Annotated in this window: 25 protein-coding genes and 2 tRNA genes; 18 read left to right on the forward strand and 9 right to left on the reverse strand. The window is 71.7% G+C overall.

Translation table 11 applies throughout. The features are described 5' to 3' along the window. Positions 1-228 precede the first annotated feature (228 nt). From ACSLTV_RS07100 to ACSLTV_RS07115, 4 genes are all read left to right on the forward strand, one after another. Complete coding sequence (locus ACSLTV_RS07100; RefSeq protein ID WP_435611828.1) at positions 229-939, forward strand: hypothetical protein; 711 nt, start codon at positions 229-231, stop codon at positions 937-939. Positions 940-956: 17 nt separating this feature from the next. Beyond that, entirely contained in the window at positions 957-2,378 is a 1,422-nt protein-coding gene (locus ACSLTV_RS07105) for a hypothetical protein (RefSeq protein ID WP_435611829.1), read from the forward strand. Then, on the forward strand, positions 2,378-4,192 hold the full coding sequence (locus tag ACSLTV_RS07110; RefSeq protein WP_435611905.1) for a DEAD/DEAH box helicase: 1,815 nt from the start codon (positions 2,378-2,380) through the stop codon (positions 4,190-4,192). Before ACSLTV_RS07105 ends, ACSLTV_RS07110 begins: the two co-directional genes overlap by 1 nt. Before the next feature lie 115 nt (positions 4,193-4,307). Beyond that, entirely contained in the window at positions 4,308-4,703 is a 396-nt protein-coding gene (locus ACSLTV_RS07115) for a very short patch repair endonuclease (RefSeq protein ID WP_435611830.1), read from the forward strand. On the opposite strand, the gene ACSLTV_RS07120 is transcribed toward ACSLTV_RS07115, so the two are convergent. Beyond that, entirely contained in the window at positions 4,632-5,963 is a 1,332-nt protein-coding gene (locus ACSLTV_RS07120) for a DNA cytosine methyltransferase (protein ID WP_435611831.1), read from the reverse strand. The genes ACSLTV_RS07115 and ACSLTV_RS07120 overlap by 72 nt on opposite strands. 228 nt (positions 5,964-6,191) lie before the next feature. Then, entirely contained in the window at positions 6,192-7,202 is a 1,011-nt protein-coding gene (locus tag ACSLTV_RS07125; RefSeq protein ID WP_435611832.1) for a hypothetical protein, read from the reverse strand. A 113-nt stretch (positions 7,203-7,315) separates the two neighbouring features. On the opposite strand from ACSLTV_RS07125, the gene ACSLTV_RS07130 reads away from it, so the two are divergent. Next, positions 7,316-7,606: a DUF1905 domain-containing protein gene (locus ACSLTV_RS07130; RefSeq protein ID WP_432133220.1), complete on the forward strand. Its 291-nt coding sequence runs from the start codon at positions 7,316-7,318 to the stop codon at positions 7,604-7,606. A gap of 10 nt (positions 7,607-7,616) precedes the next feature. On the opposite strand, the gene ACSLTV_RS07135 is transcribed toward ACSLTV_RS07130, so the two are convergent. Next, the gene (locus ACSLTV_RS07135) at positions 7,617-9,089 is read right to left on the reverse strand and encodes a beta-1,6-galactanase (protein ID WP_435611833.1); all 1,473 of its coding nucleotides are present in this window, start codon (positions 9,087-9,089) and stop codon (positions 7,617-7,619) included. A gap of 397 nt (positions 9,090-9,486) precedes the next feature. Between ACSLTV_RS07135 and ACSLTV_RS07140 the strand changes: the two genes are divergently transcribed. From ACSLTV_RS07140 to ACSLTV_RS07155, 4 genes are all read left to right on the forward strand, one after another. Then, entirely contained in the window at positions 9,487-10,335 is an 849-nt protein-coding gene (locus ACSLTV_RS07140; protein ID WP_432133218.1) for a class E sortase, read from the forward strand. Positions 10,336-10,530: 195 nt separating this feature from the next. Then, positions 10,531-10,884 (forward strand): DUF6412 domain-containing protein, encoded by a 354-nt coding sequence (locus tag ACSLTV_RS07145; protein WP_432133217.1) that lies wholly within the window; start codon positions 10,531-10,533, stop codon positions 10,882-10,884. Between the two features lie 128 nt (positions 10,885-11,012). Continuing rightward, positions 11,013-11,711: a YidC/Oxa1 family membrane protein insertase gene (locus tag ACSLTV_RS07150; RefSeq protein ID WP_432133216.1), complete on the forward strand. Its 699-nt coding sequence runs from the start codon at positions 11,013-11,015 to the stop codon at positions 11,709-11,711. 179 nt (positions 11,712-11,890) lie between these two features. Continuing rightward, positions 11,891-12,748 (forward strand): fumarylacetoacetate hydrolase family protein, encoded by an 858-nt coding sequence (locus ACSLTV_RS07155; RefSeq protein ID WP_432133215.1) that lies wholly within the window; start codon positions 11,891-11,893, stop codon positions 12,746-12,748. 15 nt (positions 12,749-12,763) lie between these two features. Here ACSLTV_RS07155 and ACSLTV_RS07160 read toward each other — a convergent pair whose 3' ends face one another. Genes ACSLTV_RS07160 through ACSLTV_RS07170 form a run of 3 tightly spaced genes read right to left on the reverse strand, consistent with a single transcriptional unit; the run spans position 12,764 to position 15,338 of the window. After that, on the reverse strand, positions 12,764-13,666 hold the full coding sequence (locus tag ACSLTV_RS07160) for an LLM class F420-dependent oxidoreductase (RefSeq protein ID WP_432133214.1): 903 nt from the start codon (positions 13,664-13,666) through the stop codon (positions 12,764-12,766). A 59-nt stretch (positions 13,667-13,725) separates the two neighbouring features. Then, positions 13,726-14,229 (reverse strand): heme-degrading domain-containing protein, encoded by a 504-nt coding sequence (locus ACSLTV_RS07165; RefSeq protein ID WP_432133213.1) that lies wholly within the window; start codon positions 14,227-14,229, stop codon positions 13,726-13,728. Continuing rightward, positions 14,229-15,338, reverse strand: coding sequence for a Gfo/Idh/MocA family protein (locus ACSLTV_RS07170; protein WP_432133369.1), 1,110 nt, complete (start codon positions 15,336-15,338; stop codon positions 14,229-14,231). Before ACSLTV_RS07170 ends, ACSLTV_RS07165 begins: the two co-directional genes overlap by 1 nt. 78 nt (positions 15,339-15,416) lie before the next feature. Here ACSLTV_RS07170 and ACSLTV_RS07175 point away from each other — a divergent pair, with 78 nt between their 5' ends. The 5 genes from ACSLTV_RS07175 to ACSLTV_RS07195 all read left to right on the forward strand — a co-directional run bounded on the left by ACSLTV_RS07175 (position 15,417) and on the right by ACSLTV_RS07195 (position 19,918). Next, positions 15,417-16,535, forward strand: a complete 1,119-nt coding sequence (locus ACSLTV_RS07175; RefSeq protein WP_432156680.1) for an ROK family transcriptional regulator — start codon at positions 15,417-15,419, stop codon at positions 16,533-16,535. A gap of 222 nt (positions 16,536-16,757) precedes the next feature. Further along, on the forward strand, positions 16,758-17,642 hold the full coding sequence (locus tag ACSLTV_RS07180) for a hypothetical protein (RefSeq protein WP_435611834.1): 885 nt from the start codon (positions 16,758-16,760) through the stop codon (positions 17,640-17,642). Between the two features lie 142 nt (positions 17,643-17,784). Next, positions 17,785-18,564 (forward strand): HAD-IIA family hydrolase, encoded by a 780-nt coding sequence (locus ACSLTV_RS07185; protein WP_432133210.1) that lies wholly within the window; start codon positions 17,785-17,787, stop codon positions 18,562-18,564. A gap of 104 nt (positions 18,565-18,668) precedes the next feature. Next, positions 18,669-19,247 carry a hypothetical protein gene (locus ACSLTV_RS07190; protein WP_435611835.1) on the forward strand — a complete coding sequence of 193 codons (579 nt, stop codon included), beginning with the start codon at positions 18,669-18,671 and terminating at the stop codon, positions 19,245-19,247. Between the two features lie 5 nt (positions 19,248-19,252). After that, a complete protein-coding gene (locus tag ACSLTV_RS07195) occupies positions 19,253-19,918 on the forward strand; it encodes a class F sortase (protein WP_435611836.1) in 666 nt (221 codons plus the stop codon). A 72-nt stretch (positions 19,919-19,990) separates the two neighbouring features. On the opposite strand, the gene ACSLTV_RS07200 is transcribed toward ACSLTV_RS07195, so the two are convergent. Next, positions 19,991-20,064: transfer RNA gene (locus ACSLTV_RS07200), tRNA-Lys, on the reverse strand. A gap of 182 nt (positions 20,065-20,246) precedes the next feature. On the opposite strand from ACSLTV_RS07200, the gene ACSLTV_RS07205 reads away from it, so the two are divergent. The 4 genes from ACSLTV_RS07205 to ACSLTV_RS07220 all read left to right on the forward strand — a co-directional run bounded on the left by ACSLTV_RS07205 (position 20,247) and on the right by ACSLTV_RS07220 (position 24,077). After that, a complete protein-coding gene (locus tag ACSLTV_RS07205) occupies positions 20,247-21,590 on the forward strand; it encodes a peptidoglycan-binding protein (protein WP_432133207.1) in 1,344 nt (447 codons plus the stop codon). A 92-nt stretch (positions 21,591-21,682) separates the two neighbouring features. Continuing rightward, on the forward strand, positions 21,683-22,813 hold the full coding sequence (locus ACSLTV_RS07210; RefSeq protein WP_435611837.1) for an SPFH domain-containing protein: 1,131 nt from the start codon (positions 21,683-21,685) through the stop codon (positions 22,811-22,813). A 124-nt stretch (positions 22,814-22,937) separates the two neighbouring features. After that, on the forward strand, positions 22,938-23,543 hold the full coding sequence (locus ACSLTV_RS07215) for a lytic polysaccharide monooxygenase auxiliary activity family 9 protein (RefSeq protein ID WP_432133205.1): 606 nt from the start codon (positions 22,938-22,940) through the stop codon (positions 23,541-23,543). A 102-nt stretch (positions 23,544-23,645) separates the two neighbouring features. Then, complete coding sequence (locus tag ACSLTV_RS07220; RefSeq protein WP_435611838.1) at positions 23,646-24,077, forward strand: hypothetical protein; 432 nt, start codon at positions 23,646-23,648, stop codon at positions 24,075-24,077. A 98-nt stretch (positions 24,078-24,175) separates the two neighbouring features. On the opposite strand, the gene ACSLTV_RS07225 is transcribed toward ACSLTV_RS07220, so the two are convergent. Next, positions 24,176-24,249 (reverse strand) — tRNA-Lys (locus ACSLTV_RS07225). A 107-nt stretch (positions 24,250-24,356) separates the two neighbouring features. Continuing rightward, positions 24,357-25,109: an IclR family transcriptional regulator gene (locus ACSLTV_RS07230; protein ID WP_432133203.1), complete on the reverse strand. Its 753-nt coding sequence runs from the start codon at positions 25,107-25,109 to the stop codon at positions 24,357-24,359. Positions 25,110-25,160: the final 51 nt, after the last annotated feature.

A 25,160-nucleotide genomic window follows, 5' to 3' on the forward strand; every position in this document is an offset into this window, starting at 1 on the left:
TGATGGAGTTGTGCTTGCTTTTGATGAGCAAGGCTTGCTTTGTGTCGGGCAAGTGTTCAAACGGGATTGATTCTCGGCATTCGTGGTGTTCACTGAAGCCCAGCCGCTCTTGAAGCGGGGGGTGGCCGAGAGGCAAACATCTGCATCACAACGGAGCCTTAAGTGCCGTTATGTGATGGTGCACGCCTTAAAGCCAGATTCAGGTGATTCCCATATGGGAGGGAACGGATGACCACGCTGCCGTCTTGGCGGGACACGACCTACGGGTCCAGCAAGCTCGGAACCAAGGCGCGCGTCGCGCTGTGGCTGATCCAGGAGGTGAAGGAGAGCGGCACCTTCACCAAGGCCGACCTGCGGGCCGCCTTCCCGGATGTGGCGCAGATCGACCGGCGTATGCGTGACCTGCGTGACCACGGGTGGGAGATCGCCACGAGCCGTGAGGACCCGACTTTGCGCCAGCAGGAGCACCGCTTCCGGACCAGAGGGGCTGACGTCTGGGTCCCTGGGAAGTCCAAGGCACCCGTCCACAAGGGCAGCATCACCAACGCCCAGCGGGCCAAGGTGTTGCAGGACGACGGCTACCTCTGCCGGACCTGCGGCGTGTCGGGTGGCGAGACGTACGGAGACGGGGGGCTGGAGCAGGCCGTGCTCAACGTGGCGCGCCGGCCGGTCGTTCAGCCGGACGGCAGCGTCATGCACCAGCTCGTCACGGAGTGCCAGCGGTGCGGCCGGGGCAACGTGGACCGGACCGTGCACATGGCGGACGTCCTGGCGGAGATCGAGTCGATGGCATTCGTGGAGCGGACGGTGCTCCGCGGGTGGATTGCCGCAGACCGTCGGTCCCCCAGCGCGCTGGAGAAGCTGTGGGGGTTGTACCGGACGTTGCCTGCGGACGTACGCAAGGCCGTGGCCGACAAGCTCGACGGTACGGACGACTGAGACAGGACGGGACGACGATGATGCGCGAGTTTCCGGCCCCGCCTAGGGCGGCCGAGTTCAGCGAACTGATCAGCAAGAAGGTCGAGGAGGTCAAGAAGGCTGGCGGTACGCGGGAGACGGTGACCGTTGACTGGAACGGGCAGCAGGCCCATGTCGAGGTGATCGATCTCCCGCTGAGCAGCCTGTACTTCAACCCCAGCACCCACCGGATTCGCGCCCAGCGCAGCCACGACGCTGAGCGGGACGCGCTGCTGGACAAGGACCCCTGGTGTGCGGAGAGCCAGGACTACCTCGGCTTTCTGCTCAAGGCTGACCCCGAGAACACGAACGTGCGGGACAAGGACTTCGATGTCCTCAAGGACAGCCTTGACCAGTTCGGGCAGAACGATCCCGGGCTCGTGACCTGGCAGGGGGTGCTGGTCAACGGCAACACCCGGGCGGCCGCGCTGCGGGAACTCGGTGCGCAGTCGATGCGCGTGGGTGTCCTGCCGGCGTCGTTCACCTGGGCCGACGTCAACGCCGTCGAGCTGGCCTTGCAGCTTCGCAAGGATCACCGGCGTGACTACTCCTACATCAACCGCCTTATCGCCATGGAGGAGCAGGCGGCGCTGGGCCGGACGCCGGAGCAGATCGCCAAGGACTTCCGCATCCAGGTACGCACTTATCACCAGGAGCGGTGGATCCTCAGCACGATCCGAGAACTGAACGAGCGCAGCCGCACGGGCGGGGGCAACGGACTGCGCCTGGTGGACTGGGAAGGCGCGCAGGAGCGGCTCAAGGAGCTTCACCGGCTGTACGTCAAGCTGGAAACGGTGGACCGTGACCAGGCCGAGGTCCTGAAGGAGCTGCGCCTGGCCGCGATCCTGCTCGACTTCTCGAAGACGGATGTCCGGCACATCAACGAAGACTTCCTGAAAGCGGGGCTTGAGCATCAGTTGCCCATGGGCGGTACGACGGTGGTGCAACCGCAGTCGGTGTCCATCCCCGGTCTGGACCTGGAAGTGCCCGCCGCCTCCTCCGCCGTCGCGGAGGCCAGGGCGATGAACGACGAGATCCTCCGTGCCGCCGCCCTGGTGAGGAACGAAGTCCCGGACATCGGTGACGAGCAGAAGGCCGCTGCGCAGGATGTCTGGGACGGCACGAAGAAGGCGTTCGACGAGGCGATCGACGCGGCGGGTCGCAACGCCCGGCTGCGCAAGCGCAAGCAGCTCGCCCCCGCCCGGCTGGCGGAAGCCAGCGCGAGCATCGACCAGTGCGTGAGCGACCTGGTGCAGGCACGGACCTCCCGCAGCCTGGACGAGGAGGCGTTCGATGAAGCGGTGGTCAAGCTGCGGGGCAGCCTCGTCAAGCTCGCTCAGCAGGCTGGCCGGGGGCTTCCGCAGCCAGGAGACGGTGTGGCCTGGCTACTGGAGGCGGTCGCGGCGGAGGGCTCCCGGTGATCAGTTCCGTCAGCGAGAAGTCGCTGCGCCTCGGGTTCGACGAGACCCGGACCCGAGTCGTCCTGCGGACTACGGAATCGTTCCAGCAGGAACTGGTACAGCTGGCCGCCCGGTTTCGCACCGGCGGCCAGCTCGGTCCGCTGAGTGCCTCGGTTTCCCTGGATGAGCTGCTTTCGGACCTCGCCCTGCTCGGCACCTGGTCCGACCCGGCCGGCGTGGAGTGGGCGGATGACCTGCGGGAGCTGGTCTCCGGTGTGGTTCAGGACGCACACACCGTGCAACAGCGGCTCGCGGGGCGGGACGCGCCCGGCGAAGTTGCGCCCGACGACGTGCCCGCCCTCCTCGGTGACGCCTGGAAGGCAGAACTCAGCGAGTTCCAACGCCGCGACATCGCGAAGCTGCTGTCGTTGCAGCACGGCGCGAACTTCAGCGTGCCCGGAGCCGGCAAGACCCGCGTCGCCCTCGCTGTGTACGCCGCGCAGAAGGCTGCCGGCAAGGTGAGTCGGCTGCTGGTCGTCTGCCCCAAGTCGGCCTACGAGTCCTGGCGTTACGAGACCGCCGAGTGCCTCATCCACCCCCTGCGGATCAACGTCCTGGACGGCTCGTGGGACGAATGGGCCGAAGTGCTCGTAGTCAATTACGAGCGTCTCGACCGGTCGTTGCCCATGCTGGCCGGCTGGCTCAAGTCGGGTTCCTCAATGATCATCCTGGACGAGGCGCACCGGATGAAGCTGGGCGCCCGGGGGACGTACGGGGCCGCCTGCATGGCTCTCGGCCCGCTGGCCGCACGCAGGCTGATCCTGACCGGCACGCCGGCCCCCAACGGTTCCAGGGACCTGGAAAACCTTCTGGGCTTCGTCTGGCCGGGGCACGGTCAGCGCACGGTGGTCCAGGCGGTGGCCGGCGGTGACCTCGCTCACGCCAGCGCGGTCCTCCGGCCGCTGTTCACGCGCACGACCAAGCAGGAACTCGGTCTGCCTCCGGTGCAGCTGGGGCTTCGCTTCGTTGACATGCCGCTCTTGCACGACGAGATCTACACGGCTCTCGTGGGCGGCGAGACCAGGGGCGCGGCGCGCGAGGACCTCAGCAGCCTGGGCAAAACGGCTCTGCGCCTCCTCATGGCGGCCACGAGTCCCGCCCTGCTCGTTGAGGGGGGCAGCCGGTACGAGCCGCTCGCCTACCAGCTGCCGCCGCTAGAGGCCCCCGAGGGCAGCCCCTTGTACTCGCTTCTGCAGAACCTCCCGGACTACGAGCTGTCGCCCAAGTACCAGGAGGCCATTGCGATCATCGCGCAGAACGCCGCGGAGGGCCGGAAGACGCTGGTCTGGACGACCTTCGTCAGGAGCCTCACCACGCTGGAACGCCTCTTGGAGAAGTACAGTCCGGCCGTCGTCCACGGCGGCACCGCGGACCGCGAGGAGCAGCTTCGGCGGTTTCGGGAGGACCCGGCGTGCATGGTGCTGATCTCGAACCCGGCCACCCTGGGAGAGGGGATCAGCTTGCACCATGTGTGCCATGACGCCGTCTACGTGGACCGGGACTTCATGGCAGGCCGCTTCCTGCAGAGCCTCGACCGGATCCACCGCCTTGGGCTGGCTCCCGACACGGAGACCCGGGTGACTGTCCTGGCCGTGAGGAATTCCATCGACGAGGTGGTGGCCGAGCGCCTGGAGCGGAAGCTCGACTTCATGGGGCGCATCCTGGATGACCCCACGGTCCAGCAGCTCGCTGACCTGGAGGAGGAGCCCTCGGTGGCGGCCGGTCTCGCACCGAGTGACATAGAGGCACTCCTCAGTCACATGGGAGGCCGCTAGGACGGGCGCCGCGTGCTGCGTGCCTCGTGGGACTACCCTCTGCGGTGTGTCCCACGATGCCGATTGGGAGGCCCCGGAAGGTTCCTGGGCTTCGTCCGCAGCACGCCGTCGCAACATGCAGGCGATCCGCAGCCGTGACACGAAGCCCGAGTGGCTCATCCGGAGGCTGGTCCACGCCAAGGGTCTCCGCTACCGCGTCGCTGCTCGGCCCTTGCCGGACCTGCGCCGGACGGCGGACTTGGTCTTCCGCCCGGCGAAAGTCGCCGTCTTTATAGACGGTTGTTACTGGCATGGCTGTCCAGAGCATTACGTGCCGCCCAGAACGAACTCAGGTTACTGGTCCGAGAAGGTCCTGCGGAACGTAAAACGGGACAGGGACACGGACCAGAAACTAGCGGCAGCCGGATGGTGCGTGCTCCGCTTCTGGGAGCATGAACCATCAGACGCCTGTGCCGACAAAATCGCTCTCACGGTCTTGAAGCGGCGCAAGCGGAGCCCGGGCGGCGACTGAAATCTCCAGCTGTCGTGGGGTGTCTTCAACGGGCGGCGCTCCTGCCGGTTCCATCTCGTATTCGGCAAGAAGTTCCTCGCTGTGTTGAGGGCGCAGAACAGCCGCGATAGCCCGTCCAACGGCTTCAGCCACCGGGGGCGGGAAAGCATTCCCGACCTGCCGGTAGCGGGCGGTCTTACGGCCCTGGAACTTCCAGTCCTCCGGGAAGCCTTGAATGATTGCAGCCTGAGCGACCGTGAGCATGGGCCCGTTCGGGCGGAACAGGTCGCGCTCCGGCACGCAGTCCTCGGGGTCGTTCGCGATCCCCATGCCGTCAATGCCCAGGTCGCGCCAAGCACGCTTGGCGCGAGTGGGGCCAAGGTCGGCGCCGCCGTGCTTCTTTGACCCGCCCACGAGAGTGGGGGCGATCTTCTTGCCTGAATTTGCCTTTTCCCACTTCTCGAAGATTTGCTGTCCCGTCTTCTCTCCAGGCCCTGCCGGCTGCCCGTGAAGATTCTTGTCCCAGAACTCCTTGCAGCGAGCTTTCATGCTGTCATGCAGTTCTCCCTGGACCGTTGCTGGATCACCCTTCATCCTTGCGGGCCACCTGAAATCCTGAGTGCCTGGACTTACGGCACTCTTGTGAATGGCCACCAGAATCGCGCGCGGCCGAAGCTGCGGGACACCGAAATAGCTAGCATCGAGGCGCCGCCAGACCGATCGCATAACGATGTCCTGCTCAGCGGCAGAAAGGTGCGGATCTACCTCGGGCACCAGGTAGCCGAGCTTGCGGAGCCTTTCGAGGATTGAAATCCGGTACTCGATAAAAAACTCCGGGGGTTCCAGGATTCCCCGAACGTTCTCAATCATCACTGCCTTGGGCAGCAGAGCCTCGATGATGTCAAGCGCCGCGGGGAAAAGATCGCGTTCGTCGTCAGGGCCGAGCCTTTGTCCCGCCAGGGAGAACGGAGGGCACGGCACCCCTCCGGCGAGCAGATCGAGGTCTCCGGGCTCCAAGCCGAGATTCTCCCGGGTTTCGGACTCCAGGAAATCCTTGACGTCCATAGGGCGGATGGCGTCAGCCTTCTCCTGGTCCCATCCGGGCCAGTCGCCCACGTTGGCCCGCAGGGTGGCCACGGCGTGCGGGTCCCACTCCACGAGCGCGCGGTGGTCGAAACCGGCATTGTGCAGCCCGACGGCTTGCCCACCGGCGCCCGCGCAGATCTCGATCGAGGTCAATGGCGAGGCGAACTGCGGTCGCTTCTGGCCGCTGCGGGGCATGCAGCTCCTCCTGGATGATCAAGTACAGGTCGGGAGCAGTGATGAGCAACTGCTCCCCAGCACCAAGAGTCTCGCACTTCCCACCCGGTTCATCCGAGCGTCGGCGGCAGGCTGGTCACCTGTTGTCGAACTCACGCGCGATCTTGCCATACGGTATACGCAGGAGCGTGTTTCCCATGGCCCCTTTCTCGCCCTGGGCTCCGGCGAGGTTGGCCGGGCAGGGCAGTGTCACTCGCCGTGGCACTCCCCATAAACCCGCCCCGCCCCACACCAGCACCCCGCCCCCCGCTGCGGCGGCCAGGCCACCGCGCGGCCTCGGGCCGCCAGTGTCGTCGCGTACTGCGGCAGCAGGGTCGCGTCCGCTGGGGACGAGCCCTCCGAGGCCGCGAAGGCCTCGTAGGAGGGGACGGTGGCGGTGACGATGCCGAGGTTCGGGGTGCCGGAGGCGGCGAGTTCGCGGAGGGAGGTCTCTATGGTCGCGAGGTGGTCGGAGTAGGACGGGTACTCCGCGGCCAGGGACGGGTAGTCGGCGACAAGTTCGGCCAGTTCGTCGGCCGGCCAGTGCAGGACCGCGACCGGGAAGGGGCGCGACAGGGCCTCGCGGTAGGTGCCGAGTTCGGCGCGGAGGCGGGAGATCTCCGCCTGGAGCTCGGCGGGGTTGGTCGAGCCGAGGGACCACACGCGCTTCGGGTCGTGGAGCTCGTCCAGGGAGACGGGGGCCGTGTTCAGGCGGTCCGCCAGGGTGTCCCAGGTGTCGTGGGGGGCGCCCAGCATGCGGCGGACGCGGTGGCGGCCGAAGAGGAGGGGGTGGGTGGAGTACGGGGGCTCCGGGACGTCCGTCAGGAGCAGGCGGGCGGCCTCCGTGAAGGTCTCCTGCGCCGCCTCCAGCTCGTCGTGGGCCTCCAGCGCCTCCGCCACGATCACCCAGGGGGCGGGGTCCCGCGGGGCCGTCGCGCGGATGCCGTCGATGATGGCCCTGGCCTCCGCCTCGTGGCCGTACTCCCAGAGGTTGGCGGCCTTCAGGGCGCGGACCAGGTGGGGGTCGTCCAGGCCGGCCGGGGAGGAGAGCAGCCGGTCGTAGAGGGCCGTCGCGGCGGGGCGGTCGCCGGCGAGTTCCCGGTGGGCCGCGGCCCGCAGGAGCAGGGCCTCGGCGTCCTCGGGGTACCGGCCGGCGGTTCGCTCCAGGCGGGCCGCTTCGGCGTTGTGGTCGACGGTCTCGGCGGGCGTGTCGGGGCGCATGCACGACACCGTACTGCCCGCCGGTGACAAAGGTGAGGCATCGGCGGGCCAGGTGGGCGGGCGATAGGTTGCGCGGTGTACCTGCCAGGCTTCGGACGCGAGGGGTGAGGGCCGTGCGGCTCGTCTTCGACGGTCGGGTGATCGAGTGGCGCGGGCCGGCGCCGTATTACTTCGTCCCGGTGCCCGAACCGGAGTCCGCCGACATCCGCGAGGTCGCCGCGATGGCCACCTACGGGTGGGGCGTGATCCCGGTCCGGGCCCGGATCGGCGGGGCCGACTTCGAGACCTCGCTGTTCCCCAAGGACGGCGGCTATCTGCTGCCGCTCAAGAACGCGGTGCGCAAGCCGCGGGGGCTGGGGGCGGGGGACGAGGTCCGGGTCGAGATGACGGTCCGGCTGCGGTGACGGTACGCGGTCAGGCGGTCACTCCGTCTATCTGCAGCGTCTGGACCGACTTCGGGGCGAAGCGCACCGCCACCGACTTTCCGTTCAGGCGGGTGTCGGAGTAGGCGCGGTAGCGGTCGCCGCCCGTCGTCACCGTGTTCCAGCGGGGGACGAGGCCGCCCGAGCCGCCGACGGCCGTCGCGAAGCGGGACAGGTCGAAGGTCAGGGTCTGGGCGGACGTGGAGGTGTTCGCGGCGACGATCACCAGGCGGTTCGCCTGCCGGTCCAGGGCCGCGACGGCGTAGCTGACCCCGGTGTCGAGGATCGTCATCCCGGGGCGGATGTGGCGGCTGAACTGGGCCATCACGTAGTACTTGGTCTGGACGGCGCCGGGCTGGAGGGTGTTCGCGTCGTACGCGATCATCGCCCAGTTCGAGGACGGGTCCATGACCTGCCAGTACACCCAGGCCGTGGGGTGCAGCCAGCGGAAGTCGTAGAGCAGATTGCCGGCCATGGTCATGCCGGTGCCGTCGTTGTCGCCGGTCTCCGAGTTCCACAGGGCCTTGCGGGAGGTCGTGACGACGTCCGTGTAGAGGAGGTCCCTGCGGCCGCCCGAGCCCTGGTAGCCGTGGACGTTGACGCGGTCGACGTAACCCTTGGTAGCCGAGGAGAAGGAGTTCCAGGTGGTGCGGGCGAGGTCGTAGCTGGTCTCGTCGGAGGCGGCGATCCGGGTCCCCGTCAGACCGCGCCTGTCCAGTTCGCTCCTCATGTGCGGCAGTACGGCCGCCTGCACCGAGGAGTCGATGTGGCAGCCCTCCTGGGTGCCGGTCGACTTCCACCAGGAGGAGGACGGCTCGTTGAAGGGTTCCACGGTCGCGAAGTCGACGCCCCAGTTGTCCCTGGCGTACAGGGCCGTCGCCGCGAGGTGGGAGGCGTGCTGACGGTAGTTCCAGGACTGGAGGTTGTTGCCGCCGTCCGCGGCGCCCGAAGGGTTGTGGTTGTAGCACATCCACCACATCGGGGAGTTGGCGAACAGCTCGGTCGTCGCGCCGCGCCGTGCCGCCTTCACCAGCATCGCGCGCTGCTTGGGGTCCGCCGACCAGTTCCAGGCCGAGGAGGCCGGGTCCTCGTTGTTCCAGTTCTGCCAGAAGCCCTCGATCTGCTTGAAGGCGGGGATGTTCGGCGACGCCACCATGGTCTCGCCGTTCACGCTGTTCCAGCTGCACGCGCCCAGGTTGTAGCGGGCGATGTTCAGGCCGAGGCCGGGCAGCGTGGTGCCGTCGTACGTCACCGACTTGGTGCTGAAGAAGATGTCGGCGAAGTCGTCGCGGTCGCCGAAGACGTTGGCCCACCAGGCCAGGGACGTGCCCCAGCCCTCCCAGGAGCCGTACGCCGTGGAGGGGCTGACGGCGATGGTCGCGTCGGCGTGGGCGGTGCCCGTCGCCAGGGCGCTGCCGACCAGGGCTCCGCCCGTGGCCGTCAGCAGTGTTCTGCGCCGGATCATGGATTCTCCGCTTCGGTTGCACTGGGGGAGGAGCAGTGCGGTGGTGGGGGTGCAGTGCGGTGGCGGGGGTGCAGTGCGGTGGCGGGGGTGCAGTGCGGTGGAGTGGGGGGCAGTGAGTGGGGGCGAGGGTGCAGGTGGGGTGACGGTGCGGTGTGTTGGTGGGGCGGGCGGCGGAACCGGGGGAGCTGTGTGTTGGTGGGGCGGCCGGCAGGATCGGGGGAGCTGTGTGTTGGTGGGGCGGGCAGCAGGATCGGGGGTGCCGGGCCGTGTTGTCGAGGGTTCTGACAGCCCTTTCGCAAACCTGTTGAGGAAGGGGTCGGGCGGTTCGGCCGTACGAACGTGAAGTGGTGCGCGTACGGGCCTGGTGGCCTTGTCGCCCGCGCCCTATCGTGCGGGCGTGCGGATTCCCGTCGTGCACCACGGCACCCGTCGGCGCCGCGCCCTCGGGCGACGTGTGCTGTTCGGCGGTGCCGAACTCCTCGTGACCACAGGTGTGTTGCTGCTTCTCCTCGTCGCGCATCAGATGTGGTGGACCAACTGGGAGGCCAGGGAGGGGGCCGCGCGCAAGGTCGAGGCGCTGGAGCGCGCGTGGGAGAGGGAGGGCGAGCCCGGGGACGGCGCCCAGGACGTGGACGCAGACACGAACGCCGGTGCCGACGCCGCCGCGGGGACGAGCGGGAGCGCCGCTCCCACGTCTCAGGCGTCCGGTTCCGGCTCGGGTTCCGGTAGGGGTTTCGGTTCGGGGGGCGGTCCTTCCCCGGCCCCCGCGACCGCCCGCCGCCCCCTCCCTTCCCAGGCGTACGCCGTCCTCACCGTGCCCCGCCTCCGCCTCCGTGTCCCCGTCGCCGAGGGCACCGGCAGGCGCAACGTCCTCGACAAGGGCTACGTCGGCCACTACCCCGGCACACAACAGCCCGGCCGGCCGGGGAACTTCGCCCTCGCCGGGCACCGCAACACCCACGGCGAGCCCTTCCGGCACCTCGACCGGCTCCGGCCCCGGGACACTGTCCGGGTCGAGACCGCGACAGCGGTCTTCACGTACGTCGTCGACCGGGTCCTGCCGCGGACCTCACCCGGCGACTCCGGCGTCCTGCGCCCCGTCCCGCGCTCCCTCACCAAGCCGGCCTACGGCTACAGCGCCCCGGGCCACTACCTCACGCTGACCACCTGCACCCCGGCGTACACCTCCACCTACCGTCTGGTGGTGTGGGGAAAGCTGACGTCCATGCGCCCTCGGAGCCAGTGATCCCGGTGACTCCGGTCATCCAGAGGACTCCGGTGCTCCCAGTGCTCCCGGTGCTCCCAGTGCTCCCGGTGATCGCGGTGACGCATTCGTCGGCGCGAGTGGGAACCGGCGCCGTCGTTCCGCCGTTTTCATAGACAGCCGGGGAAACGGACACGCAGCATCCGTCACACGACGGGAAGGGGGGGGGAGACGGTCATGTTCCGTGGTGGTCGTCGGGCCTCGCGCCCCCGCCCCTTCGGGAGCGTCGCGCTTCCGCTCGTCGCGCTGGACGTCCTCGTCGGTCTGCTTCTCTTCGACCTCGCGCAGTCCCACTCCGCCGGCCTCACCGCCGCCGTCGCCTTCGCCGCGACCGCCGCCGTCGGGGCGGCGCTCGTCGCCTCGGCCGTCCTCGCCGGGCGCAGCGCTCCGGTCCTGCCGCGCACCCGGGTGCGTACGGCGATACGCGACCGGGACCGTCGTACGGCGTTCCTGGCGCAGCGCGACCCGGACGCCCCCGGGCGCATACGGGCCAGAGCCCCGGGCGACGCCCTCCCGACGGCCGTCGCGTAGGGCAGCACCCCGCCATCAGTACCGGACCCTCTTCGGGGTCGGCCTTCCGTGCCGGTCGTCGTCATGCCGTGCGTCAACGCGCGCCGCCTACCGGCACGACCACCCATCCCTCGGAGGGCCTCCCGTCCATGTCCGTCTTCGTCCACCTCGTCGAGCAGATGGCCGAGCTGCTCGAACCCGTCTTCCACGCCTCCGCGGCCGCCGCCGCGATCGTCCTGTTCACCGCGCTCGTACGGCTGCTGGTGCACCCACTGTCCCGGGCCACGGCGCGGGGGCAGCGGGCGCGGGCCGCGCTGCAGCCGAAGGTCGCGGCACTGCGCGAGAAGTACGGAAAGGACCCCGAGCGGCTGCAGCGGGCCGTGCTCGAACTGCACGCCGAGGAAAAGGTGTCGCCGCTGGCCGGCTGTCTGCCCGGTGTGCTGCAACTTCCGGCCTTCTTCGTCCTCTACCACCTGTTCTCGCACACGACGATCGGCGGTGAGACCAACGAACTGCTCGGGCACCGGCTGTTCACCGCGCCTCTCGGCGGCCGATGGGCGGACGCGCTGGCCGACGGGGGCGTGTTCGGGGGCGCCGGACTGGTGTACCTCGGGCTGTTCGCCGTGGTGGCCTGCCTCGCGACCTTCACGTATCTGCGCACCAGGCGGACGATGGCCGAGACCCGGACCGCCGTCGCCGTGCCCGGCATGGGAGCCGTCGGGAAGGTGCTGCCGTTCACGTCCTTCCTGACGCTCGTGACCGTCGCCGTGGTGCCGCTGGCCGCCGCGCTGTACGTGGTGACCAGCACGGCGTGGGCCACCGTGGAGCGGGTCGTGCTGTATCGCTGACCGACGGCAGCGGCGGGCGTCCGGCTCGGCCGGCCTACGGTCCAGTACGTGAACCGGGTATTGCGGACTGGACGCCTGCCTTGGACGATCGACCAGTCCTCCGATGGCTGCGGGCTCCGGCCGCACTCCGGTCGCAGACTCGGGCGGGCGCCCGCGATCGAGGGAGACGGTGAGATTCCATGAAGCTGCTGCGAGTCGGTACGGCGGGTGCGGAGCGGCCCGCGCTGCTCGACGCCGACGGGACGCTGCGCGACCTGTCGGGCGTCGTCGCGGACGTCGACGGGGCGCTGCTCGCCGACGAGGCGGCGCTCGGCCTCGTCCGTGCCGCCGCGGACGCCGGCGAGTTGCCCGCGCTGGACGCGTCGGGGCTGCGCGTCGGGCCCCCGCTGGCGCGCATCGGCAAGATCGTGTGCATCGGGCTGAACTACCACGACCACGCCCGCGAGACCGGCGCCGAGCCGCCCGCCGAGCCGGTCGTCTTCTTCAAGGCGCCGGACACGGTCGTCGGGCCGTACGACACCGTGCTGGTGCCCCGGGGGTCGGCCAAGACCGACTGGGAGGTGGAGCTGGCCGTGGTCATCGGACGTACGGCCCGCTACCTGGGGTCGGCCGAGGAGGGCCTGGCACATGTCGCCGGGTACGCGGTCGCGCACGACGTGTCGGAGCGGGAGTTCCAGATCGAGCGGGGCGGGACCTGGGACAAGGGCAAGAACTGCGAGACCTTCAACCCGCTCGGGCCGTGGCTGGTGACCGCCGACGAGGTGCCCGACCCGCAGGACCTCTCCCTGCGACTCTGGGTCAACGGGGAGCTCAAGCAGGACGGGACCACCGCCGATCAGATCTTCCCGGTGGGGGAGGTCGTGCGGTACGTCAGCCGGTTCATGACGCTGTACCCCGGTGACGTCATCAACACGGGGACACCTGCCGGGGTGGCGCTGGGGCGTCCCGAGCCGAAGCCGTTCCTGCGGGCCGGTGATGTCGTGGAACTGGAGGTCGAGGGGCTCGGCCGGCAGCGGCAGGAGCTGAAGGACGCGTAGCGGTCGCCGACCGGCTCAGCCGAGCAGTGCTGCCAGTCTGCGCCAGCCCTCCCTCGGCAGGGACTCCCGGTCGCCGCCGTCCACCACCTGAAGGGCCAGGTGGTCGGCGCCGGCGGCTTCGAAGGCACGGATCCGTTCGCGGATCCGGTCCTCGTCGCCCCAGGCGAACACCGCGTCCACGAGCCGGTCGCTGCCGCCGCCCGCGAGGTCGGCCTCGGTGAAGCCCAGCCGGAGGAAGGTGTTGGTGTAGTTCGGCAGTTCGAGGTACATCGCCAGGTAGGCGCGGGCCAGCGCGCGGGCGCGGTCCGGGTCGGTCTCCAGGACGACCTTCAGCTCCGGCGCCAGCAGCGGGCCCGCGCCGAGGATCTCGCGGGCCTGAGCGGTGTGCTCGGCGGTCACCAGGTAGGGGATCGCGCCGGCGGCCCGCTCGCGGGACAGCTCCAGGGTGCGCGGACCGAGGGCCGCGAGGACGCGCCGGCCGGCCGGTACGCCGGCCGCGTCCAGGGCGTCGAGGTAGGTGACGAGTGCCGAGTAGGGGCGCCGGTACTGGGCGGCGAGCTTGGCGTGGCTCACCCCGAGGCCCAGCAGGAAGCGGCCGGGGTGGGTCTTCTCCAGGCCGGCGTACGCGGCGGCGGTGGCGTCGGCCTCGTGCTGCCAGATGCTCTGGATGCTGGTGCCGACGGCCAGGGTCGAGGTGGCCGTGAGGAGGGGTTCGGCGTGGTGGACGGCGCTGGAGCCGCCCAGCCAGACCGTGCCGAAGCCCAGCTCCTCCAACTCGGCGGCGGCCTCGGCGCGTTCGCCGGAGCGGTCCGGGTCCTCGGAGCGCAGGGCCACGCTCCAGACGCCGTACCGCCCGAGGCCCGGCCACCGCGCCGCCGCGCGCTGCCGGGGTTCGGGCTGGGGCTCGTTCGAGGTCATCGGTCGGGTTCCCTCCGTCAGGTTGCCTACGGCGATGCCAACCGGAGGGAACCCCCGCTTCATTCCTGCTTCAGGAACAACTCCAGTGCCTCCACCACGAATCGGTGGTCCTGCAGCTGCGGCAGCCCGGACACCGTCACCGCGCCGACGACGCCGACGCCCTCGACGTGGACCGGGAAGGAGCCGCCGTGCGCGGCGTAGACGTCCGGGTCGAGGCGGGAGGACTCCTCGAAGGTGGTGCCCTTGGCCCGGAAGCGCGCCCCGACCAGGTAGGAGGAGGCGCCGTAGCGCTCCACGACCCGGCGTTTGCGGGCGATCCAGGCGTCGTTGTCGGGGGTGGCGCCGCGCAGGGCCGCGTGGAAGAGCTGCTGTCCGGCGCGGTGGATGTCGACGGCCACCGGTGCCTGGCGCTCCCGGGCCATCTCGACCAGCAGCGAACCCAGCTCCCAGGCGTCCTCGTGGGTGAACTGCCGGAAGACGAGGCGCCGTTCCTGTGCCTCCAGCTCCTCGATCGTCGGGGTGATCTCGGGGCTGAACTTCGGGGTGACCCCGCTACCCGTCATCACAACGTCACCGCCACTCCGTCTCGTGCCGAACGGCGGGCCGCCTCCAGGACGTCGAGGGCGGCGGCCGCCTCCAGGGCGGTCACCGGGTTGGGGCCGCCGTGGATCAGTGCCTCGGCCACCGCAGCGTAGTAGGCCGGGTAGGCGCCGGGGAGGGTCCGTTCGGGTCGTCCGCCGCCGGTCGGCGGTGACTCCCCGGAGCCCACCCGGCCCCACAGCTCCTCGGGCTCCTCGCCCCAGCCGGGGCCGGGGCGCAGGCCCTCGCGCAGCGCCGCCTCCTGCGGATCGAGGCCGTACTTCACATAGCCGGCCCGCGAGCCCAGCACCCGCATGCGCGGCCCGAGCTGGGCGGCGGTCGCGGAGACGTACAGGTGGGAGCGGACGCCGCTCGCGTGGGTGACCGCGAGGAAGGTGTCGTCGTCGGTCTCGGCGCCCGGCCGGCGCACGTCCGTCTCCGCGTACACGGACACGGCGGGGCCGAACAGCACCAGCGCCTGGTCGACGACGTGGCTGCCGAGGTCGTAGAGCAGGCCTCCGATCTCCGCGGGGTCACCGGACTCCCGCCAGCCGCCCTTCGGCCTCGGCCGCCACCGCTCGAAGCGGGACTCGAAGCGCCACACGTCGCCCAGCTCGCCGTCGGCGAGCAGCCGGCGCAGGGTCAGGAAGTCGTTGTCCCAGCGGCGGTTCTGGAAGACGGACAGCAGCAGTCCCCGTTCGTCGGCGAGGGAGGCCAGGGCGCGCGCCTCGGCGGCCGTGCCCGCGACCGGCTTGTCGACGACGACCGGTAGACCGGCCTCCAGCGCGGTGGTGGCGAGCGGGACGTGGGTCTTGTTCGGGGAGGCGACGACGACCAGGTCCAGTTCGTCGGCACGGTCGAACAGTTCGCCGGCGCCGGAGACGGTCCGTACCCCGGGGTACGCGTCGCGCGCCTGCTTCTGGCGCTCGGGGTTCGACGTGACCACCGTGTCCAGAGCGAGTCCCTCGGTGGCGGCGATCAGCGGGGCGTGGAAGACGGAACCGGCCAGTCCGTAGCCGATCAGACCCACGCGCAGGGGTGTGTGAGGGGAGGGCGCCGCCGCTCGGGGGGCTCCGGTCGCGTGCGGCGTCATGGCGCCGGATGTCGTACGGCCTGCTGTCATACCGCCCACTTTCGCAACGGTGTTGCCAAAGTGCAAGCGGGGGGCACAATGGGTTGTGTGAACAGGACCAACGGCCACGCGCCCCGGCGCGGCGGAGTGAACCTGCCGGACCTGCGCAGTCACAACACCGCCCTGGTGCTCGACCTGCTGCGCACGGCCGGTCCCGACGGCGTGAGCAGACTGGAGCTGGCCGAACGCACCGGACTGACCCCCCAGGCCGTCAGCAAGATCACCGCGCGGCTCCGCGAGGAGGGCCTGGCCGCGGAGGCGGGCCGCCTGGCCTCCACCGGCGGCAAGCCGCGCACGGTCCTGCGGCTGGTGCCGGGCGCCGGACACGCGATCGGCATCCACCTGGACCGCGACGAACTGCGCACCGTGCTCGTCGACCTCGACGGCGACGTGGTCCGCCGGAGCCGGGTGCCGCTCGACCTGGGAGCCGGGGCCGAGGCGGTCGTCGGCGCCGTCGAGCGCGAGGCCCTGGACGCGGCGTCCGCCACGGCCGGGACGCTGCTCGGCGCCGGCGTCGCCCTGCCGGGGCCGCTGGACCACGTCGACGGGGTGCTGCGCCGCATCACCGGCTTCCCCGAGTGGGACAGCTTCCCGCTCCGCGACGAGCTGGAGCGCCGCCTGGAGATGCCGGTCGTGGTCGACAAGGACACCAACGCCGTCGCGCTCGGCCTCGCCGTGGCCGGCGAGCGCGGCTCCTTCGCCTACCTCCACCTCGGGACCGGGCTGGGAGCCGGCCTGGTGCTCGACGGAACCGTGCACCGGGGCGCCCGCACCAGGGCGGGGGAGTTCGGGCACCAGATCCTCCAGCTCGGCGGGCCGGTCTGCTCCTGCGGCAACCACGGGTGCGTCGAGGCCCTGTGCATGGCCGCCGTCGAGCGCGGCGACGTGGCGGACGCCGCCCTGGTGCTCGGGGCGGGCGCCGCCAACCTCGTCGGCCTGCTGGACATCGACCGGGTGCTGCTCGGCGGCCGCATGGTGGAGTCGGCACCCCAGGAGTACGTACGGGGGGTGGCGGCGGTGCTGGACGCGCGGGCGCTGCGGGAGGGGGCCGGGGCCGGGGCGGTGCCCGTCTCGATCGCGCCGGGGGGCGCGTGGGGCGTCGCCGAGGGAGCGGCGCAGCTGCTGCTGGCGCCGGTGTTCGGCTGGGCGCAGGGGTAGCCGAGGGCCGCGCCCTCACCGGGCGTATCAGTCGTATGAGCTGAACGGGCGGATTTCGTGCCCGCTTCGGGCTCCCGCCCGGAGTGGCGCCCCCACGCCGCCCTCGCGTTCCCGCAGGCTCACATGACCATGCGACTGCGACCCCTGCGACTGCGCAAGCGACCGACCTCGGGAATGCCACCGGCCCTACGACCACGACAGGCACGGCGACCGGCACCGCACGTGTCCTCCACCCCGCGACGACTGCCCCGGCCACGCACACCCGCCGCCGTCACCCTCGCCCTGACGGCCGCCCTCGTCACCTGGCCCGCGCACGCCGCCACCCTCGCACCGCCCCCGCCCCCCGCCGCCCCCGCCGGCTTCGCCGCCCCCCGGACCGCCCCCTTCTCCGTGCCCCGGCCCGTGCCCGCCTGCGCGGTCGCCGACGCACGGGTCTTCCCGCTCACCACCCGGCTGCGCGGCGGCCCGGCCGCCTACGAGGCCGGCGGCGGGTACGGCACCTGGCACCTGGACCTGACCAACACCACCGCCCGCACCTGCACCGACATCCATCCGGTCGTGGTGTTCGTCGACGGCGCCCGCGCGCTGCGGCCGTCCCAGGCGCGCCTGGAGTTCTACGCCGGGGGCCGCCCGCACCCGGTCACCTTCGAGACCACCGACCGCGACGAACTCGTCGGCGCCTTCGAGGGCTTCCCCGGCTTCACCGTGGGACCCCGGCAGACCGTGTCCGTCGAGGTGCGGTTGATGTTCACCTCCGACGCCGTCCCCAACCGGGTCACCGCCAACGCGGCCGTCGTCCAGCGGCACGGCGACGACGGCGACTGGGTCGGGCAGTCGAACGACTACCGCTTCACCGTCGGCACCGACCCGCTGCCCGTCCCGCACCCGGACGCCCCGGACGCCCCGGACGCCTCGGACCCCCCGGAGGCCACCCCGGACGCCGGGCGGACACCGTCCGACGGGGCCGGGGAACTCGCCCGCACCGGCCTGGGCGCCCCCGCGACCGTGTTCGGCGTGTCCACGACCGCCATCGGGGTGGCCTGCCTGATCACCGGCTGCCTCGCCGCCGCGGCGGTCGCGCTGCTGCCGGGCCGCGGACGCCGCTGACCCGGGCCCTGCTCCACCCTGCCGCCACGCCGCCGACCGGACGGTGAGACCGTGCCCTTCGGCCATTCCCTCAAGATCGGGCCTGTGATTAGGCTGGGCGGACGCAGCACCTCGCTCATGCGTACGGCAGGAGATCCCGCACATGGCAGACCGCAAGCCCATCGAGTCGTGGCTCACCGACATGGACGGTGTGCTGATCCACGAGGGCGTCCCGATCCCCGGCGCCGACGCGTTCGTCAAGAAGCTCCGCGAGTCCGGCAAGCCCTTCCTGGTGCTGACCAACAACTCCATCTACACCCCGCGCGACCTGCAGGCCCGGCTGAACCGCATGGGCCTGGAGGTGCCGGTCGAGAACATCTGGACCTCCGCGCTGGCCACCGCCAAGTTCCTGGACGACCAGCGCCCCGGCGGATCGGCGTACGTCATCGGCGAGGCCGGTCTGACCACGGCGCTGCACGACATCGGCTACATCCTCACCGACCACGAGCCGGACTACGTCGTCCTCGGCGAGACCCGCACCTACTCCTTCGAGGCGATGACCAAGGCGGTCCGGCTGATCAACGACGGGGCCCGGTTCATCTGCACCAACCCCGACGAGACCGGCCCCTCCACCGAGGGCCCGCTGCCCGCGACCGGCGCGGTGGCCGCGCTGATCACGAAGGCGACCGGCAAGCAGCCGTACTTCGCGGGCAAGCCCAACCCGCTGATGATGCGCACCGGGCTGAACGCGATCGGCGCCCACTCCGAGTCCAGCGCGATGATCGGCGACCGCATGGACACCGACGTCCTCGCCGGCATGGAGGCCGGGATGCAGACGTTCCTGGTGCTCACCGGTCTGACCCGGCCGGAGCAGGTGGAGAACTTCCCGTACCGCCCGTCGAAGGTCGTCGACTCCATCGCGGACCTGGTCGAGCGGATCTGAAAACCGCGCCCGGCCGGAATCCACCCGGACGGAGCAGCACGGCCCCGCAGCGGATGCGGCGCCGCGGCCCAGGCAGCAGCCTCCTGGTGAACAGGAGGTTCACAATGGGTCCACTGAAAACCACCCTCTGTACGTGCGCCGCGCTGGCCGCCGCCACCGCGCTCGCCCCCGTCGCCCAGGCGGCCGACGGCGGTGACCGGGGAAGCGTCTCGGTGACTCCGGCGACCCCTGCCGTGGGCGCCGATGTCTCCCTGCGGGTCAGCGGCTGCGTCGGCGAGAAGGCGGTCGCGGTGTCGGAGGCGTTCGTCGCGGACGTCCAGCTGGTCGGGGCGGACGGCGGCATCCTCACCGGCGAGACCCGGGTCCGCACCTCGCTGCGGGCCGGCTCCTACGACGTGCGGATCACCTGCGCCGACTTCCGGATCAAGGGCACCCTCAAGGTGGTGGCGGGATCGCCCGTCACCCACCCGCCCGACCGTCTCGCGCCCGCCGACACGCCCGCGTCCCCGGTGGCGCCCGTGCGGGCGGGCGGCGGCGGGACCGCCCAGCGGTTCACCGCCGACGCGGAACGCGTGTCCGGCCCCGGCACCGCCCAGGCGGTGACCGGCATCGTCCTGGCCGGCGCGGCGGCCGGCGCCGTGGCGCTGCGCGGCGCGCGCCGCCGGAGCCGCGGGACGGACTGACCGCCATGTCCGAAGGCGAACGCTCCTCCGGCACCACCCGCCTGATCACCGGCCTGGCCTGGGCGGTCCTGCTCCTGGGACTCTGGCTGTGGGGGCGGGAGGTGACCGACGTACCGCACGGCACGTCCGCCCCCACCACCGGTGACGTGGCCGCCGTGGGCCGTCCCGCGGGCGTGGAACTCCCGCCCCCGGCCCACCCCCTGGGCGCGGCCCGGCCGCAGCGCATCGACATCCCCGAGCTGGGCGTGCAGGCCCCCGTCGTGGCGCGCGGCCTCGACGCGCACGGCGGGATCGACCCGCCGCCCTACGAGCAGGCGGGTGTCGTCGGCTGGTACGCGGCCGGGGCGGCCCCGGGTGCCGAGGGCACCGCGCTGATGGTCGGCCACGTCGACACCGAGACCCGGCCCGCCGTCTTCTACAAGCTGAGCTCGATCCGCCCCGGCGAGTCGGTCCGGGTCGTGCGCGCCGACGGCAAGGTCGCCCGGTTCACGGTCGACGACGTGGAGGTGATCCGCCGGGACCTCTTCGACGCCGCGCACGTCTACGGCCCCCGGCAGCCCGGCCGCGCCGAGCTCCGCCTGATCACCTGCGGCGGCAGCTACGACCGGGTGAGCCGCAGCTACACGGCGAACGTGATCGTGTCGGCGTACCTGACGGGAACCAGCGCCTGAACGGCAGGCGCGACAGAAACGGCAGGCGCAACAGAGAAGCCCCCCGCTCGCGCGGAGGGCTTCTCTCGTCTGTGCGCCGCCAGGGACTCGAACCCCGGACCCGCTGATTAAGAGTCAGCTGCTCTAACCAACTGAGCTAGCGGCGCCTGCTGACGCGACAACTCTACAGGACCCCCCGGGGTGCTCCCGACCACCCGCGCGGCCCCGCCCGCCCCCTCGGGCCCGCGTACATCATTCGGACCGTCAACATGCGCGCGGACAGCAGGGTTGTGAGACTGATCAACGTGTACAGGTCCGACTTGTCCATCTGGAGTGTGAGGGGCATCTCATGGAGACTCCGGTACTCGGGACCCCCGCATTCGAGGAATGCGATCCCGCGAGCGACTGCGACTGCCCGGGATGCGCGCTGCGGCGGCTGAACCGGGAGGATCACCGCACTCCGGCCGGGCACCGGGCCGTCGTCGTGGTCGCGGCGGCCTCGGCGGCGCTGGCCGCGGGGCACGCGGCCCCCGCCCTGGCCACCTCCCACGGCCCGGCCCGGCCGGGCGTTCCCACGGGTGACGAGCCCACGACCCCGCAGGGCGGCACGGCCCCCCTGCACGGCCCGGCGGGCCACCCGGCGACCCCGCCGGACGCGCCGTCCGCCCCGGCACCGGCCGCGGCGAAACCCCCCGCCACCACCCGCGCCGACATCATCCGGCGGGCCAGGACCTGGGTCGCCGCGAAAGTGCCGTACAGCATGACCGCGTACTGGTCCGACGGCTACCGGCAGGACTGCTCCGGCTTCGTCTCCATGGCCTGGAACCTGCCGGGGAACGAGTGGACGGGCAGTCTCGGCCAGTACGGCACCCGCATCGCCAAGGAGGACCTCCAGCCCGGCGACATCCTGCTCTTCCACAACCCGGCGGACCCCCAGAAGGGCTCCCACGTGGTGATCTTCGGGGGCTGGACGGACTACACCCACAGCTACTACGTCGCCTACGAGCAGACCCGCCCGGCCACCCGCCGCCAGGCCACGCCGTACGCCTACTGGAGTCACTCGGACCGCTACGTCGCCTACCGCTACCGGGGTGTCACGGCGGACGCGGCGGGGCCGGAGCAGGACGGCGGCAACGCCGAGCCGGGTGCCGGACAGCCGTCGGACGCCTTCCCCGGGCGGTCCTCCTTCGGGCCGGGCGCGAACAACGCGTACGTCACCCGACTGGGCCGGATGCTCGTCGAGCGCGGCGGGAAACGTTTCTACAGTGTCGGACCCGGCCCGCGCTGGGGCGATGCGGACCGCAGGGCCACCCAGGCGTTCCAGCAGGCGCAGGGGTGGCGGGGCGCCGACGCCGACGGACTGCCCGGGCCGCTCACCTGGGCACTGCTGGTCGGCGGGCAGGGCCGGGACATCGCCCCCGGCACCGCGGGTCCGGCCGGGCCCGCGACGGGTGTCCCGGCGTTCCCCGGCCGGGCGATGTTCCGCCCCGGCGCGGACAACCCGTACGTCACCCAGCTGGGGAGGCAACTGGTGAAGAAGGGCTACGGCCGCTACTACGCCGTGGGTCCGGGGCCGCGGTGGGGCGCCGCGGACCGGCGGGCCGTAGAGGCCTTCCAGCGCGCCCAGGGCTGGCGCGGCGCGGCGGCGGACGGCTACCCGGGCCCGGAGACCTGGCGGCGGCTGTTCTCCTGAGGCCCGCTGAGCGCCGGTCCCGCCCCACCCCCGACCGGATCCCACCCGCACCCATCGTTGTCCCGCATCTGGCGCGGAGGCTGGAGGCAGGCATGACCAGTACGACCACCACACGCACCCCCGAGCCGCCCGACGAGGGGCAGCCCCGGCCGGCTCGGCTCATCCACACCGAGTCGACCACCGAGATCCCCGTCCACCTCCTCTTCCGCGACGAACCGGCACCGGTGCCGGAACCGGCCGGCACCGCCACGGTGACCCGCACCCCCGCCCCCGCCCCCGCCACCGGCGAGCGGCCGAGGCTGCGCCGACCGGTACCGCCCAGGCCCCGCCCGGTGGCCGAGGTCGACCCGGCGCTCGTCGAACGGCCCGCCCGGGTGCTGCCCGGCGCCGTGGGCGTGCTGGCAGGCGCCTGCGGGGCGGCCGGGTGCGCGGTCACCTCCTGGTGGGCGGGCGTGCTGCCGCCGCTGGTGACGGAGGCGCTGCGGCTGCCGGTGTCCGCCGGGGCCGGGCTGGGCCCGGCCCAGTGGGCGGCGTACGCGGGAGCGGGCGCGCTCGGTCTGTTCGGGATCGGCGGGCTGGCGCGCGGCCGGACCGGGCGGGCCTGGGTGCTCGGGCTGTTCGGCCGCTACCGCGGGACGGTGCGCCGCACCGGGCTGCTCTGGGTGAACCCGCTGCTGTTGCGGCGCCGGGTGGACGTGCGGCTGCGGCACTGGCGCAGCGAGCCGATGCCGGCCGCCGACAGCAGCGGGGTCGCGCTGCGGGTGGTGGTGCTGGTGGTGTGGCGGGTGCGGGACACCGCGCGGGCCACGCTCGGGGTCGAGGACCACGAGACCTATCTGCGCGAGTGCGTGGAGGCGGCGCTGGCCCGGGTGCCGGTGGAGATGCCGGGGTCCGGGCGCGGCCCGGTCGGTGCGGCCGTGGAGCCGCTGACCCGGCTGGTGGCGCGGGACGCGGGCGCGGTCGGGCTGGAGGTCTACGCGGTGCAGCCGGTGCGCGCCGAGTACGCGCCGGAGGTGGCCGCGGCGATGCACCGCCGGCGGATCGCGGCGCTGGACGCCCAGCAGCGGGCCTCCATGCTCACCTCGGTGGTCGACTCCGTCGAGGACACGGTGACCCGGCTGACCATGCGGGGCCTGGTGGAACTGGACGACTACGAGCGCAAGGCACTGGTGAAGGACCTCACGGTGGCGTTCTGCGCGGGGCGCGGGGAACAGGGCGCGTGATTGGTATGGACATGCCCAGGTGACGCCCATACTCTCGGACTTGGTCTAGACCTGCACGTCTCATGGCACTCCCCGGGGCGCCCCGGGCTCCCCAGAACTCCCCACGTTCTCCAGGAGCGGCAGCATGCGCACAAGGACCAAGCTGTACGCGGCCGTGCTGGGCCTCGCCACCACCGGAGCCTTCGTGCTCTCCTCCGGCGGCGCCAGCGGCCACGGCTACACCGACCTGCCGGTCAGCCGGCAGAAGCTCTGCCAGAACGGCACCGTCACCAACTGCGGCGGCATCCAGTGGGAGCCGCAGAGCGTCGAGGGGCCCAAGGGCTTCCCGGCGGCCGGACCGTCGGACGGCACGATCTGCTCGGGCGGCAACTCCCGGTTCGCCCCGCTCGACGGCCCGCGCACCCCGAACGGCGGCGCGTGGCCGACCACCCGGGTGACCGGCGGGCAGAGCTACACCTTCCGCTGGCAGTTCACCGCCATGCACGCGACCACCGACTTCAAGTACTACGTCACCCGGCCGGGCTGGAACCAGGACCACCGCCTCTCCCGCTCCGACCTCACCCTGACCCCCTTCCTCACCGTCCCCTACGGCGGCCGGCGCCCCCCGTCCACCCTCTCCCACAGCGGCACCCTTCCCACCGGCCTCTCCGGCCACCACGTCATCCTCGGGGTGTGGACGATCGCCGACACGGGCAACGCGTTCTACGCCTGTTCGGACGTCACGTTCTGAGCCCCGTACGGGCGTTCGGGTAAGGTCCGCGTGCGCCGGTCGTGCCGCCGACGGCCCCGGCGCACGTGGATCCGACACCGACGTACGGGGGTACGCAGGGCCATGGAAGCACTCTTCGACCTATCGGTCTTCGCCGTGATCGCCATCTGCGTGGGGGGCGCGATCGCGATCGTGCGCCGCACCCGGCAGCGGCGGGCCGCTTGGGAGAGCGGGCTGACGGCGCGCGCCCGGGTGGTGCGCGCCTGGGCGACCACCCAGATGGTGAACAACGTGGCCCGGCGCGTCCAGTGGCACGAGTACGACTACACCACGCACGCCGGCGCCGCCGTCCGCTTCAAGGAGAGCGGCGGCCCGAACGGCCGGGCCGTCGGCGAGGAGGTGCTCGTGTACTACGCGCCCGACGCGCCGGACCGGGCCACCGCGTCCGAGCCGCAGCCCGGCAAGGACACGGCCGCGATGATCTTCTGGCTGGTCATCCTGCTCGGCGCGGCCGCCTACGCCCTGCACTTCTGGGCGACCATGCCGGACCTGTGAGCTCACTCGGGCGAGCCCGGCGGGCGGCGCGGACACGCCTTCCCCGGCCCCTGGACACGCCGAAGGGCCTCCCGCTCCCACGAGAGGCCCTTCACCGGTGCGCCGCCAGGGACTCGAACCCCGGACCCGCTGATTAAGAGTCAGCTGCTCTAACCAACTGAGCTAGCGGCGCAGACCCTCGCCGTCCGCTTCCCGCGGCCGGCGACGAAGAAAATACTACCTGGTCCCGACGGGTGCTCCTGACCACCCGCGACGCCGCGGAGATCCGTCGGAAAGACCCTAGATCGCCAGCGACAGCAGGACCGGGGTCGCGCTCCGGTTGAGCCGGTCGGCGGCCTGGCGCAGCCGGTGCGCGTGCTCGACCGGGAGGGAGAGCGCGAGGCAGCCCACCGCCGAACCGGCGGTGATCGGGACGGCGGCGCACACCGTGCCGATCGCGTACTCCTGGAGGTCCAGCACCGGCACCGTCGGCGGCTGCGCCGCCAGCCGGGACAGCAGCAGCTTGTCGCTGGTGATGGTGCGGGAGGTCAGCCGGGCCATCTTGTGCCGGGAGAGGTGGTCGCGCCGGCCGTTGTGGTCGAGCTGGGTGAGCAGGCTCTTGCCGACCGCGGTGGCGTGCGCCGAGTAGCGGAAGTCCACCCACTCGTTGACCGCGGGCGTGCCCGGCCCGGCGGCGTACTGGGTGACCCTGACCTCCCCGTCCACGTACCGGCTGAGGTAGACGGCCGCGCGGACGGAGTCGCGCAGCCGGTCCAGCGTCTGCTGGAGCTTCTCCCGCAGGGCCTCCTCGCGGTCGTGCGCGGAGCCCAGGCGGCCGAGCGCCGCCCCGGCGACGTACGCGCCGTCGGTGATCTGCTCGACGTACCCCTCCCGGCGCAGCATCCGCAGGAGCGCGGTCGACCGCTGAGTGCCGAAGCCGGTCTGCCGGGCGAGTTCGGTGTCGGTGACGCCGGTGGTGTGCCGCGCCACGGTCTCCAGGACGCGCAGGGCGTCCTGCGCCGAGTGGTGGGGCGTGGTCGGCTCGAGTTTCACGTCAGTTCCCCTCGCCTGGTGAACCCGCGGTCGAACGGGCTCGGCCGGGGG

The sequence above is a fragment of the Streptomyces sp. bgisy159 genome, from assembly GCF_965341775.1.
In the GTDB taxonomy this organism is placed as follows: Bacteria; Actinomycetota; Actinomycetes; order Streptomycetales; family Streptomycetaceae; genus Streptomyces.